The sequence below is a fragment of the Streptomyces sp. NPDC058579 genome, from assembly GCF_042718575.1.
Lineage (GTDB): Bacteria > Actinomycetota > Actinomycetes > Streptomycetales > Streptomycetaceae > Streptomyces.
On the sequence record NZ_JBHXPI010000003.1, the window covers coordinates 266,289 to 279,518 of the forward strand.

9 protein-coding genes are annotated in these 13,230 nt (G+C 73.2%); 6 read left to right on the forward strand and 3 right to left on the reverse strand.

The window, feature by feature from the left end; genetic code table 11:
- Positions 1-32 precede the first annotated feature (32 nt).
- Entirely contained in the window at positions 33-1,610 is a 1,578-nt protein-coding gene (locus ACFWRO_RS06465) for an NADH-ubiquinone oxidoreductase-F iron-sulfur binding region domain-containing protein (protein WP_384505093.1), read from the reverse strand.
- Positions 1,607-2,776 carry a hypothetical protein gene (locus ACFWRO_RS06470; RefSeq protein ID WP_384505097.1) on the reverse strand — a complete coding sequence of 390 codons (1,170 nt, stop codon included), beginning with the start codon at positions 2,774-2,776 and terminating at the stop codon, positions 1,607-1,609. Before ACFWRO_RS06470 ends, ACFWRO_RS06465 begins: the two co-directional genes overlap by 4 nt.
- A 498-nt stretch (positions 2,777-3,274) precedes the next feature.
- On the opposite strand from ACFWRO_RS06470, the gene leuS reads away from it, so the two are divergent.
- The 5 genes from leuS (at position 3,275) to ACFWRO_RS06495 (ending at position 11,730) form a co-directional block, all read left to right on the forward strand.
- Positions 3,275-6,145: a leucine--tRNA ligase gene (gene leuS, locus ACFWRO_RS06475; RefSeq protein ID WP_384505099.1), complete on the forward strand. Its 2,871-nt coding sequence runs from the start codon at positions 3,275-3,277 to the stop codon at positions 6,143-6,145.
- Positions 6,146-6,345: 200 nt separating this feature from the next.
- Entirely contained in the window at positions 6,346-7,149 is an 804-nt protein-coding gene (locus ACFWRO_RS06480; protein ID WP_384505102.1) for a hypothetical protein, read from the forward strand.
- Between the two features lie 59 nt (positions 7,150-7,208).
- Entirely contained in the window at positions 7,209-8,054 is an 846-nt protein-coding gene (locus ACFWRO_RS06485) for a DegV family protein (RefSeq protein ID WP_384505105.1), read from the forward strand.
- A gap of 455 nt (positions 8,055-8,509) precedes the next feature.
- Positions 8,510-9,193: a helix-hairpin-helix domain-containing protein gene (locus ACFWRO_RS06490; RefSeq protein WP_384505107.1), complete on the forward strand. Its 684-nt coding sequence runs from the start codon at positions 8,510-8,512 to the stop codon at positions 9,191-9,193.
- Positions 9,190-11,730 (forward strand): ComEC/Rec2 family competence protein, encoded by a 2,541-nt coding sequence (locus ACFWRO_RS06495; protein WP_384505110.1) that lies wholly within the window; start codon positions 9,190-9,192, stop codon positions 11,728-11,730. Before ACFWRO_RS06490 ends, ACFWRO_RS06495 begins: the two co-directional genes overlap by 4 nt.
- 64 nt (positions 11,731-11,794) lie before the next feature.
- On the opposite strand, the gene ACFWRO_RS06500 is transcribed toward ACFWRO_RS06495, so the two are convergent.
- Positions 11,795-12,268 (reverse strand): pyridoxamine 5'-phosphate oxidase family protein, encoded by a 474-nt coding sequence (locus ACFWRO_RS06500; RefSeq protein ID WP_384505113.1) that lies wholly within the window; start codon positions 12,266-12,268, stop codon positions 11,795-11,797.
- A 116-nt stretch (positions 12,269-12,384) separates the two neighbouring features.
- Here ACFWRO_RS06500 and ACFWRO_RS06505 point away from each other — a divergent pair, with 116 nt between their 5' ends.
- Positions 12,385-13,185, forward strand: coding sequence for an arylamine N-acetyltransferase (locus tag ACFWRO_RS06505; RefSeq protein ID WP_384505116.1), 801 nt, complete (start codon positions 12,385-12,387; stop codon positions 13,183-13,185).
- The last annotated feature ends 45 nt before the right edge of the window (positions 13,186-13,230 follow it).

A 13,230-nucleotide genomic window follows, 5' to 3' on the forward strand; every position in this document is an offset into this window, starting at 1 on the left:
CGGCCGTCTGTGACTGTCGACGGCTCCTGGGGTCAACCCCTGCCGCTGCCCAGCGCCTTGCGGCCGCCGCCGGGCGGAAGCGCCGGACGCTCCTGGGCCGTCTGCTCGACCCGGAGCGCCAGCGCGGGACAACGGCGTACGGCCCGCTGCGCCCGGCCCCGCAGATGCGTCGGCACGGAGGCGTCGGCGAGCGCCGGATAGCCGTCGGGGCCCAGCCGGATCAGCTCCGGCACGATGTCCGCGCACAGCCCGTGCCCCTGGCAGAGCGTCCAGTCCACGGCCAGCTTCTCGCCGCTCGGAATCGACTCCTCCGCGTCCTGCTGGCCAGGCCCGGGCAGCGGCAGCACGCCGAGGGTCGGGCGGCCGCAGCCGCCGCCGAGGACATGGGCTGCCAGGTCGTCCGTGAACGACGAGAGCGTCGAGGCGAGGAAGCGGGCCGAACCGTCCGGGTGCTTGCACGCGCCCCGGCCCTTGACCGCCTGGGTGACCGCCCGCAGCGCCTCCAGCGCGGCCGGGCCGCCCCCGTTCAGTACGTCGGAGAGACCGCCGGCGGCTGCGGGGAGCCCGAGCCGGCACGGCCCGCACTGACCGGCGGTCTCCGCCGCCAGCCAGTTCGCGACCCGCAGCGACTCCCCGAGCGGGCAGGTCTCCGGTCCGATCGGCAGGATCGCCCCGGCCCCGAGCGCCCCGCCGACGGCCGCGAGGGACGCCCGCGAGACGACCGCGTCGTCGACCGCGACCGAGTCGATCCAGCTCCCGTGGTAGCCGCCCGTGAGGACGCCCTGGGGCAGCGCAGGGGCCCCCGCCAGCTGGAGCACGTACCGCAGCGGGACGCCCGTGGGCACCTCGACGACCATCGGGCGCGCGACCGAGCCGGACAGCGTCAGCAGGACCGTGCCGGGCTCCGCGTCCAGGCCGGTGTGGCGGTAGCGGCGCGGACCGATCCGGGCCGCCACGGCCAGCTGGGCGAAGGTCTCGGCGTTGGACAGCAGCGTCGGCGCGCCGCCCACCCCCGACTCGGCCGCGCGCTCCCGGCGGCCGGGCGGCAGGGCGGGGCCGCCGCCCGCCGCGCGGATCACAGCGGAGGCCTCCCCGGAGACCATCCGCTCGGGAGTACGGACGACACGCGCGCGTAGACCCTGTCCGCGCCGGTCGGACAGGCCGCGCTCGGCGAGTGCGGCCCGGATGGATATCTCCGTGGAGTTACGGGTGACGGCCACGATCAGCGTCCGGGCACCGAGGGCCTCCGCCGCCAGCAGCGCGCCGTCCAGGATCAGGTGCGGGGCGCGGTTGAGCAGCACGGTGTCCTTGCGGCAGGCGGGTTCGCCTTCGCTGCCGTTGATCACGACCACCGGGCGCACCCCACGGCGGATCGCCGCCTCGCCGACCGCCCTGAGCTTGCGGCCGAAGGGAAAACCGGCGCCACCGCGCCCGTGGAGGGACATCTCGTCCGCGAGTCTGGCCAGGTACTCGCCGCTCATGGGGTCGAGCGGCCCGTGCACCTTCAGGTGCATGTCGAGCCCGAGCCGCTCGACCAGGTCGAAACCCTGGGTGAGCTGGGGCAGGCCGACCACCCGTACCTCGGGGACGTCGGGGAGCGGTGCGTTCACGGGCGTTCTCCAGAGGGCGCGGTCCAGGGCTCACCCGCGGGCGGCGGGCTGGCGTACGTCGGCGCCGGGGGAGGCGCCCCGTACGTCGGCGTCGGGGCCGGGGCCGCGTAGGTCGGCATCGGGGGCGAGGGGGCGGGCCAGAAGCCGGGGCGGCGGGGCGGTTCGGGGACGACGGGTATCTCCTCGGTCAGGGGAACGCGCTCGGCGAGCGGGGCGGGTCCGACGGGATCGGCCGCGGCTGCGTACGGAGTGGGCTCGGGCTGGTACGGGGTGGGATCGGGCTGGTACGGGGTCGGCTCCGAGGCGTACGGCACGCTCTCCGTGTCGTACGGGGCCTGCTCGGGCCGGGGCTCGCCGATGGAGCGGGAGACCGCGCGGTAGGCGGCCGAGAAGCCGGCGGGGACGCCGGGGGCAGGGCGGTCGAGCCACTCGGCGGACACGGTGGCGGGCTCGTCGGGGACGGGCCCGGCGGACGGGCCCGCCGGGCTCTCGGCGCCGGCTGGGCCTTCGGGCCTCTCGACCGTCCTGTCCGGCTCCGGGGGCCGGGAGCGACCCTCCAGGGACGCCAGGAGGCCGGCGAGCCGGTCCACGAGCGCCCGCTGCGCGGGGGCGGGCAGCAACCGGAGCGAGACGGCCGCCGCGACCGCGGTCAGCGCCAGGCAGTACATGACGAGGACCCAGGTGGCGGCCGGGCGTCCCGCGTACAGACCGTGGACCAGGGCGAAGCACCAGGCCGGGTACGCCAGCATGTGCAGCGGGCGCCAGCGGGCGGCGAAACGGCTCCGGCCCGCCAAGGTGCTGCGCAGCGCGCCGGTGGCGGCCGTGACGACCATGAGGAGCCCGGCGAGCGAGCCGAAGCCGATGAGCGCCGAGCTTCCGGAGACGCCGAGGCCGAAGGGGAGCAGCGCGCCGACCGGCTCGACCCGGCCGAGGGCGACCTTCACGGTGCCGTGCAGCAGCAGGAAGCCGAGCGCGGCGACCGCGGTGCCGCGGTGGATCCCCTGGGCGAGCAGCCGGTGCCGGGTGGAGAGCAGCAGCCGGTCGGTCGCGATCAGACCCCACGCGACGGACGCGGTGAGGGACACCAGCGACAGCACGCCGCTGGTGAAGTCGAGGGCGGCCCGGAATCCTTCACTGCCGCCGAGGACGAGCAGGGGAATGACCACCAGCCCCGCGATGGAAATCCCGCGCTGAACCGGCCGACTCACACCGGTTCGCGGAACGGGGGAAGAGCGGATCTTGCGATGAGGGTTCATGGGTGCGACTCCGAATGGTGCGGATAAGCGGTCCCGTTGCGGCATGCTAAGTCGCTCCATACCGAGCGGTAGGTGGTTTGCTCGTTTACGCGGTACGCGACCGAGAACTGACTCTGGGGTTGCCCCGGATAGGGGCGATACGCGGAGTAACCCGGGCGCCCCGGGCCCCGTCGGCCATCGGGTGACCGGCGGGCGGAACGTCGGTGCGGCCCCTGTGGGCCCTGCGGTACCCTGACGCCATGCGTGCCGTACGCCTCCTGCTTAGCGAGCCGCGCTGATCAGTCCCGACGGATGAAAGATCCGGTCGGAATCGGCGCGGCGTCCCCTCCTGTGCGAGGGGATTTTTCATTTCGTGGCAGTGCAGTTCGCGGGCAGTGGGCAGAGACGATCGATGGAGCTTCAAGGATCATGAGCGAGATGAATTCGGCTGCCGAGACGGCGGCCCCGCATCGTTATACGGCGGTCATGGCCGCCGACATCGAGGCACGCTGGCAGGACTTCTGGGACGCCGAGGGAACCTACGAGGCCCCGAACCCGACAGGTGACCTGGCGGGCGACGCGGCCGTCGCGGCCCGCCCCAAGAAGTTCATCATGGACATGTTCCCGTACCCCTCGGGTGCGGGCCTGCACGTCGGCCACCCGCTGGGCTACATCGCCACCGACGTCTTCGCCCGCCACCAGCGCATGACCGGCCACAACGTGCTGCACACCCTGGGCTTCGACGCCTTCGGCCTGCCGGCCGAGCAGTACGCCGTGCAGACGGGCACGCACCCGCGCGTGTCCACCGAGGCCAACATGGAGAACATGAAGGTCCAGCTGCGCCGGCTGGGCCTGGGCCACGACAAGCGCCGGTCGTTCGCGACGATCGACCCGGAGTACTACAAGTGGACCCAGTGGATCTTCCTGCAGATCTTCAACTCCTGGTACGACGACGAGGCCGAGAAGGCCCGCCCGATCGCCGAGCTGGTCGAGCAGTTCGAGAACGGCACGCGTGACGTCCCGGGCACCACGCGCGCGTGGAGCGAGCTGAACGCTTCCGAGCGCTCCGACGTCCTGGGCGAGTACCGGCTGGCCTACGCCTCCGACGCGCCGGTCAACTGGTGCCCCGGCCTGGGCACCGTCCTGGCCAACGAGGAGGTCACCGCCGACGGCCGTTCCGAGCGCGGCAACTTCCCCGTCTTCAAGGCCAAGCTGCGCCAGTGGAACATGCGCATCACCGCCTACGCGGACCGGCTGCTGGACGACCTGGACGCGCTGGACTGGCCCGAGGCCATCAAGCTGCAGCAGCGCAACTGGATCGGCCGCTCCGAGGGCGCCCGCGTCGACTTCCAGGTCGGCGACGCCGGTGCGATCACCGTCTTCACCACCCGCCAGGACACCCTGTTCGGCGCCACCTACATGGTCCTGGCCCCCGAGCACGACCTGGTCGAGAAGATCGTCCCGGACGCGTGGCCGGCCGGCACGCACGACGTGTGGACGGGCGGGCACGCCACCCCGGCCGACGCCGTCGCCGCCTACCGCAAGCAGGCCGCCTCCAAGTCCGACGTCGAGCGGCAGGCCGAGGCCAAGGACAAGACCGGTGTCTTCACCGGCGCGTACGCGACCAACCCGGTCAGCGGCCAGCAGGTCCCGGTCTTCATCGCCGACTACGTCCTGATGGGCTACGGCACCGGCGCGATCATGGCCGTCCCCGCCCACGACACCCGCGACTTCGCGTTCGCCCGCGCCTTCGAACTGCCCATGCGCTGCGTCGTCGAGCCGAGCGACGACCGCGGCACCGACCCGGCCGACTGGGACGACGCCTTCGCCTCGTACGAGGCGAAGCTGGTCAACTCCGCGAACGACGAGATCTCCCTGGACGGCCTGGGCGTCGTCGAGGCCAAGGCGAAGATCACCGCCTGGCTGGCCGACCGCGGCATCGGCGAGGGCACCGTCAACTTCCGCCTGCGCGACTGGCTGTTCAGCCGCCAGCGCTACTGGGGCGAGCCCTTCCCGATCGTCTACGACGAGGACGGCATCGCGCACTCGCTGCCCGAGTCGATGCTGCCGCTGGAGCTGCCCGAGGTCGAGGACTACTCGCCGCGCACCTTCGACCCGGACGACGCCGACACCCAGCCCGAGACGCCGCTGTCCCGCAACGAGGACTGGGTCAACGTCACCCTGGACCTGGGCGACGGGCCGAAGAAGTACCGCCGCGAGACCAACACCATGCCCAACTGGGCCGGTTCCTGCTGGTACGAGCTGCGCTACCTGGACCCGAACAACTCCGAGAAGCTGGTCGACCCGGCGATCGAGCAGTACTGGATGGGCCCCCGCGAGGGCATGCCCACCGGTGGCGTCGACCTGTACGTCGGCGGCGCCGAGCACGCCGTACTGCACCTGCTGTACGCGCGGTTCTGGTCCAAGGTGCTGTTCGACCTGGGCCACGTCTCCTCCGCAGAGCCGTTCCACAAGCTGTACAACCAGGGCATGATCCAGGCCTTCGTCTACCGGGACGCGCGCGGCATCGCCGTGCCGGCGGCCGAGGTCGAGGAGCGCGACGGCGGCTACTGGTACCAGGGCGAGAAGGTCAGCCGCGTCCTGGGCAAGATGGGCAAGTCCCTGAAGAACGCCGTCACGCCGGACGAGATCTGCGCCGAGTTCGGCGCCGACACCCTGCGCCTGTACGAGATGGCGATGGGCCCGCTGGACGTCTCCCGCCCGTGGGACACGCGCGCGGTGGTCGGCCAGTACCGGCTGCTGCAGCGACTGTGGCGCAACATCGTCGACGAGGCGACCGGTGAGGCGACCGTCGTCGACACCGAGCCGGACGAGGACGCGCTTCGCGCCCTGCACAAGGCGATCGACGGTGTCTCGCAGGACATGGCGGCCATGCGCTTCAACACCGCCATCGCCAAGGTCACCGAGCTGAACAACCACCTGACCAAGGTGGGCGGCCCGGTCTCCCGCTCGGTCGCCGAGCGGCTGGTGCTGCTGGTCGCCCCGCTGGCCCCGCACATCGCCGAGGAGCTGTGGCGCAAGCTGGGCCACACCGCCTCCGTCGTCCACCAGGACTTCCCGGTCGCCGACCCGGCGTACGTCGTCGACGAGACCGTGACCTGCGTGGTGCAGATCAAGGGCAAGGTCAAGGCCCGCCTGGAGGTCTCCCCGGCGATCACGGACGCGGAGCTGGAGGCGCTGGCCCTGGGTGACGCGAACGTGGTCGCGGCGCTGGGTGGCGCGCAGATCCGCAAGGTCATCGTGCGGGCGCCGAAGCTGGTCAACATCGTCGCCGGATAGCTTCGGCGGTTTCGGCCGTATCGGCTGCTTTGGCCGCTTCTGCCACATCGGCCGCTTCGGCGGCTGATGCCGGCTGCGAGGCATGAGGGGTTTCCCCTACGGGCAGGTTGGGGGTTCCAATGGAACCTCTGGCCTGCCCGTTCCGTTTACCGTGGAAGAACGACAGCCGAGGGATTTCGACCCACGCCGGAGGGGCGGACATGGAAGCCGCGATTGTGATCATGGCGCTGCTCTTCTTCGCCTTCGTGGCGCTGGGGGTCTACGCGACCGTGAAGGCGGTCAAGGCCGCCAAGCGCGGTGTCGACCGCACGATCCACCAGGCCCGGCGCACCGTCGAGGACACCACGCTGCGCGCCAAGAGCTTCGGACAGGTCGGGGTCGGCGGTGAGCTGGCCCAGCTGCGGCTCTCCCTGCGGACCTCGATGCGTGCGACGCAGGACGCCCTGCAGGCGGGCGTGGCCGAGGACGCCTCGCTGCGGGAGTCCCTCGACCTCTTCGGGCGGCTGAGCGCCCACGGCCGCGAGCTGGACGAGGACCTCAAGCGGCTGGAGCGCGAGCCGGACAAGGCGCGCGTGGCCGGACAGCTCAAGGACCTGCGGGAGCGCACCGAGCGGATCACGGACTCGGCCGACTCGCTGCGCTGGGCCGCCAGGGACCGGGCGCGGAAGTTCGCGGAGGACGACCTGGGCTCGCTGAGCGCCCAGATCGACTTGGAGGCGGGCGCGCTGCGCCACTGGTCGGGGGCGACCGCCCAGGACCCCACGGCGGACGACTTCTCCTGGCCCGACGCCGGCGCTCCGGCGCCGGACGCCGAGCGGGGGCAGACCTGGCCCGCGGAGGCGGACGCGCCGGCCGACGGAGGCCGAGGCCGTGACGCGGAGGCCGGGCCCCGCCCGGACGGGGAGACCCCGGACCGGCAGGCGCCGCAGGCGATCACGGCGCGCGACCCGCGCGCGACCACCTACCCGTGGGAGAAGTCCGCCCGGCCCGAGACCACGACCTGACGTCGTGGAACGCGGGGCCGGGCTGCCGCGGAGCGGCCCCGGCGGGTAACCTCCCGCTCATGTCCCGGCATGTCGCTATCGTCACCGATTCCACGGCCTACCTGCCACCCCAGACGATGGAGCGGCACGGCATCACCGCTGTCCCGCTCACCGTCGTCATCGGCGACAGAGCGCTCGAAGAGGGCACCGAGATCTCGGCCCGCTCACTGGCCCAGGCGCTCCAGAAGCGCCGTCCCGTGACCACCTCGCGGCCCGGGCCCGAGGTCTTCGCGGCGACCTACCGCGCGGCGGCCGAGGCCGGTGCGACGGGCATCGTCTCGCTGCACCTCTCCGGCGAGTTCTCCGGCACGTACGACGCCGCCGTCGTGGCGGCCAAGGACGCCCCCGTACCGGTCAAGGTGATCGACACCCGCATGGTCGGGATGGCGCTCGGCTTCTGCGCGCTCGCGGCGGCCGAGGTCGTGGACGCCGGCGGCTCGATGGACGAGGCCGTCGCCGCCGCCGAGAAGCGGGCCGCCGGGACCTCCGCCTTCTTCTACGTCGACACGCTGGACTACCTCCGCAGGGGCGGGCGGATCGGCGCCGCGCAGGCACTGCTCGGTTCGGCGCTCGCCGTCAAACCGCTGCTCCAGCTCGACGGAGGCCGGATCGAGCTGCGCGAGAAGGTACGGACGGCGTCGAAGGCGATCGCCCGCCTGGAGGAGATCGCGGTGGAACGGGCGGGCGCGGGACCGGTCGACGTCGCCGTGCACCATCTCTCCGCGCCCGAGCGGGCCGCCGTGCTCGCCGACCGGCTGCGTGAACGGGTGCCGGGACTGGAGGAGTTGCAGGTCAGCGAGGTGGGCGCGGTGATCGGGGCGCACACCGGACCCGGTCTGCTCGCCGTCGTCGTGTCACCGCGCTGACGGGTTCTTCCCTCGTGTGAGTGACGCGTTTTTCCACAACTGGGCGTCTGTCCACGGAAATCGATGGGTCTCAGCGGATTCGGACGGATGTGCCTACCGTCCTGTCCATGGCTCTTCGCACACATCTCGCAAACCGTCCGTCTGTAGTCAACTCCACCCGTTCCTCGGCTCGTCGCACGACGGGGCGCGCGTCCAGCGGTCCGGGGCGTGCTCCCGGATCGGACGGGCGCTTGCGCGTCCGGGGGCGCGGTTCGCCTCCCGCGCGGGCACGGGGAAGGCGCGCGGTCGCGGCGCACGGCGCGGCCGTACGGCGCCGGGGCGAGGCGCTCTTCCCCGCCACCACCCGGCCTGTCGCGCCGGTTCGACGCCCGGCGGAATGGGGAGCGTCGGAGGTGGTCGAGCCACCCGGACCCCAGGAGGAAAGGGCGACTCCCGCACGGTGGGAGCGACTGCGGTTGGGGCTGAGTGAGCGGTTGCCGGTGTGGGTGCAGACCCGGTGCGGCCTCGAACCGCGGACCCTGGCCGCGCTGGCCGTGGTCCTCGTCGTGGCCGCCGCATTCGCCGGGCGGTACTTCTGGACCGGCAGGCCGGAGGCGGTCAAGGCGCCGGAGATCGTGCACGCGGCGCCGCCGCCGGAGGCCGGGGTGACTGCGGGCGCCTCGGCGGCGCCGACCCCGGGGGCATCGCCGTCGGGTGTGGTCGTCGACGTGAGCGGCAAGGTGCGACGGCCCGGGGTGCTGACCCTGCCGGCCGGGTCGCGGGTCGCGGACGCGTTGCGGGCGGCCGGAGGGGCCAGGCCGGGGACGGACCTAACCGGCCTCAATCGGGCCCGGGTCCTGCTGGACGGCGAACAGGTCGCGGTCGGGGTGACGCCGCCGGTGGTCGTGGGCGGCGCTTCGGGAGTGGGCGGGGGAGTAGGAGCGGGAGCCGCGGCCGGTACGCGGGCGGCACCGTTGAGCCTGAACGCGGCGACGGTGGAGCAGCTCGACACCCTGCCCGGGGTGGGGCCGGTGCTGGCCCAGCACATCGTCGACCATCGTGCGGAGCACGGTGGATTCCGGTCGGTGGCCGAGCTGCGCGAGGTCAATGGCATCGGGGAACGCCGGTTCGCGGACCTCGCGCCGCTGGTCCGGCCATGAACGCGCGTGAGGTGACGGAGGAGTCCGTCCCGTCGTGGCGCGGCCGGCTGCTTGAGGAGGGGCCCACCGATCTCCGCCTCGTTCCGCCCGCGTTGGCGGCCTGGGGAGCGGCCGGACTCGCAGTGGGTGTGGCCGGGTGGTGGGTGTGCGTGGGGGTGCTCGTCTGCCTGGCGGGGGCGGGGGTCTTGATGGTGGCGGTTCGCGTGCGGTCCTCCGGTCGGGAGCGGGAGCGGGAGGGGGTGGGTCGGGCAGGGGCTGGTCTGGAGGGCGCTGGGTGGTGGCTTCGGGGTACTGCGGGGGTGGCCGTGCTGCTTTGCGCGGCCGCCGGTGGCGCCGCGGGCGGGCTGCATGCCGCGGACCTGAGGCGGGGGCCCGTGCCCGGGCTCGCGGAGGAGTACGCCCGGGTGGGAGCGGAGGTCACGGTCACCTCCGATCCCCGGCTCACCCGGCCCCGGATCCGGGGCGACAGGACGGCCCCGGTCTCCGTCGTCCTCAATGGCGAGGCGACCCTCGTCGAGGCGGCCCGCGGAGCCGCGCACCGGACCAGGACACCGGTCCTGGTGATCGTTCCGGCCGGGCAGGCCCAGCGGGAGTGGCTGCGGCTGCTGCCGTCGACCCGGCTGCGACTCGCCGCACGGCTGGCACCCCCGATGCGCCCGGGGGACAGGTTCGCGGCGGTGCTGCGGGTCGAGGGAGCCGGGCCACCCCGGATCACCGGGCCGCCGAGCGGCGCGCAGCGCAGGGCCGGGGAGCTGCGGGCGGGGCTGCGCCGTGCGACCGATGACCTCGACGGTGACGCGCGGGCGTTGCTGCCGGGGCTTGTCGTCGGCGACACCTCGCGGATCGATCCGGAACTCAGCGATGCCTTCGAGGCCACGGACCTCACTCACTTGCTTGCCGTCTCCGGGTCCAACCTCACGGTCGTCCTGCTCCTGCTGATCGGGCCGCCGGGAGCGGCGATGCGGGTGGAGCGGGGTGGGCTCGCGCCCCGGATCGGGCTTTCGCTGCGGGCCACCGCGGTGATCGGGGGAGGCCTGACGCTCCTCTTCGTGGTCGTGTGCCGCCCGGATCCGAGTGTGCTGCGGGCGGCGGCCTGCGGCTCGGTCGCGCTGCTCGCCATCGGCACGGGGCGGCGCAGGTCGCTGATTCCCGCGCTGGCCGGCGCCGTGCTGTTGCTGGTGCTCTACGACCCGTGGCTGGCGCGGAGTTACGGATTCCTGCTCTCGGTCCTGGCCACCGGGGCGCTGCTCACGATCGCGCCGCGCTGGAGTGACGCGCTGCGGCGGCGCGGGGTGCCGGGCAGGCTCGCCGAGGCACTTGCGGCGGCCCTGGCGGCCCAGGCCGTGTGCGCGCCCGTGGTGGCGGTGTTCGCCGCGCGGGTGAGCCTGGTCGCGATTCCCAGCAACCTGCTCGCCGAGGTGGCCGTGGCCCCGGCCACGGTGCTCGGCTTCGCCGCGCTCGCGCTGGCCCCGGTCTCGCTCTGGGCGGCGGAGCTGGTGGCGGAGGTAGCGGCCTGGCCCGCCGGGTGGATCGCGGGTGTGGCCCGGGCGGGTGCCGCGCTGCCCGGCGCGGAGGCCGGCTGGCCCGGCGGCTGGTGGGGCGGGCTGCTCCTCGCAGGGCTCTTCGGCCTTGTGGTGCTCGGGGCGTGGAGGCTGCCGTACCGGCGGAGGGTGGCGGTCGGCTGTGTCGTCCTGCTGTTCCTCGCGGTGGTGCGACCGCCGCCGTTGACCCGGCTGGTCAGCGGCTGGCCGCCACCGGGCTGGACGTTCGCGATGTGTCAGGTAGGTCAGGGTGACGCGACCGTGCTCGCGGCCGGTGGGGACACGGCCGTCGTCGTGGACGCGGGGCCCGACCCGGCCCTCGTGGACCGCTGCCTGCACGATCTCGGTGTCCGGCGGATCCCGCTGCTCGTCCTGACCCACTTCCACGCGGACCACGTCGCCGGCCTGCCGGGGGTCCTGCGGGGCCGGTCGGTCGGGGCGATCCAGACGACGGCGCTCGAAGAGCCCCGGGCACAGGTGGCGGCCGTACGGCGCGTGGCCCAGGCGGCGGGGGTGCCCGTCATCCGTGCGTCGCCGGGGGAGCGGAGACGGCTGGGTCCGCTGGAGTGGCAGGTGCTGTGGCCGGCGGGGACACCCGGGATACCCGGGGTGGCGGGCCCGGAGGAGTCCGGGCCGAACGACGCCAGCGTCACCTTGCTCGTCCGAACACGGGAGGGGCTGAGGCTGCTGCTCCTGGGAGACCTCGAACCACCCGCCCAGCAGGGCCTGTTGCGGGCCCACCCCGCACTCGGCCCGGTGGACGTGCTCAAGGTCGCCCACCATGGTTCCGCCTACCAGGATCCCGGGCTGATACGGGCGGTCCGGCCACGGCTCGCGCTGGTGTCGGCCGGGCGGGACAACCCGTACGGCCATCCCGCTCCGGCGACGGTCCAGGCGCTGCGGGCCGGGGGAGCGGAGGTGCTTCGGACGGACCGGGACGGTGCGATCGCGGTCATGGGGGTGGGGCCGGGGCTTGCGGCCGTACCGAGTCTGTGAGGGGTGGCGAGCAGCCTCGCGGCATCAGCCTCATGAGCCCCGGGGCCCCCGGGCCGTCCGGCTCTCAGGCCAGCCATGCGCCGTCTCGCATCAGCACGCGGCCCTTGAGTTCGTGCTCCTCGTGCCAGGCTCGTACCGTCCTGGGGGTGACTCGGAGGTAGACCCAGCCGGTCTCGCCGCGTGGATCCCAGGAGAACTTGGCCGCGAAGGCGTCCGCCGAGGCCGTCGGCAGGTCGGTGCCCTCCACCTTCTCGGCCGTGCCGTCGATCAGTACGACGTCACGGGTGTGGCCGAGGCTGAGCCGGACCTCGCCCGTGGGCGTGAGGTTGCGGGCCGTGGGGTTGTTCCGCTTCGTGCAGAAGAGGAGCGTCCCGGCATCCGCGTCCCAGAGGAACCACAGGGGCACCAGGCACGGTTCGCCGTCGGCGGAGGCGGTCGCGACCCAGATGTCCTCCTCCGTCGCGAGCCGGTCGAGGACGTCCTGCTTGCGCTGGGCGCGAGGGCGAGGGCTGGGGCGGGGCGGTTCATGATCGGCCATGGCTCGCACGGTAGTCGGGGCGGTACGGGTGCCGCCTCGGCCGACGGACCTCGGGCAACAGGCCTAGGTCCAGGGACTCATGGGCGGACGGAGGGACGGAGCGGCAGACTCGGTTCATGACTACTCACACCCAGCAGACTCCGGACGTCCCGGTCGAGGCGTACCTGCGGCGTATCGGAGCGGAGCGACCGGACCGCGCCGACGCGGCCGCCCTGCGCGACCTGCATCTGCGGCACCTTAAGACGGTCCCGTTCGAGAACCTGTCGATCCACCTCGGCGAGAACATCGTCCTGGACGAGAAGGCACTGCTCGACAAGGTCGTCGGGGCGAGGAGGGGAGGGTTCTGCTACGAGATCAACGGCACGTTCGCCGCTCTCCTGCGGGCACTCGGCTTCGGCGTCACGCTCCTGCAGGCGCGGGTGTTCGGTGAGGGCGGCCGGTTGGGCATTCCGTACGACCACATGGCGGTGCTGGTGGAGACGGAGACGGAAGGGCGGTGGCTCGCGGATGTCGGGTTCGGTGAGCACAGCCACTTTCCGCTGGCGCTGGACGAGCGGGGCGACCAGGCCGACCCCGCCGGCACGTTCCGTGTCGTGGAGACCGAGGACGGCGACCTGGACCTGTTGCGGAACGGCAAGCCGCAGTACCGGCTGGAGACGCGGCCGCGCGTGCTCGCCGACTTCACAGCGGGCGCTTGGTACCACCGCACCTCCCCGGACTCGCACTTCCCCCGCTCCCTGGTCTGCACCCGGCTCACCGACGCGGGCCGGGTCACCCTCAGCGGCCACAAGCTCGTCACGCACGTGGACGGCGAGCGAAGCGAGCGGATGCTCGAAGGGGACGAGGAGGTGAGGGTGGCGTACCGGGACCTGTTCGGCATCGAGCTCGCGGAGCTGCCGACCGTTCGGCACACGTAATTCGGACCTCCCGAGGCGCTTGCGCACGTGGGCCTCGGCGATGCA

Bases quoted from the DNA above. Each gene is read 5' to 3' on its own strand.
- ACFWRO_RS06480 (WP_384505102.1), top strand. From the start codon at position 6,346: ATGGAAGCCGCGATTGTGATCATGGCGCTGCTCTTCTTCGCCTTCGTG.
- ACFWRO_RS06495 (WP_384505110.1), top strand. From the start codon at position 9,190: ATGAACGCGCGTGAGGTGACGGAGGAGTCCGTCCCGTCGTGGCGCGGC.
- leuS (WP_384505099.1), top strand. From the start codon at position 3,275: ATGAGCGAGATGAATTCGGCTGCCGAGACGGCGGCCCCGCATCGTTAT.
- ACFWRO_RS06485 (WP_384505105.1), top strand. From the start codon at position 7,209: ATGTCCCGGCATGTCGCTATCGTCACCGATTCCACGGCCTACCTGCCA.
- ACFWRO_RS06505 (WP_384505116.1), top strand. From the start codon at position 12,385: ATGACTACTCACACCCAGCAGACTCCGGACGTCCCGGTCGAGGCGTAC.
- ACFWRO_RS06500 (WP_384505113.1), bottom strand. From the start codon at position 12,268: ATGGCCGATCATGAACCGCCCCGCCCCAGCCCTCGCCCTCGCGCCCAG.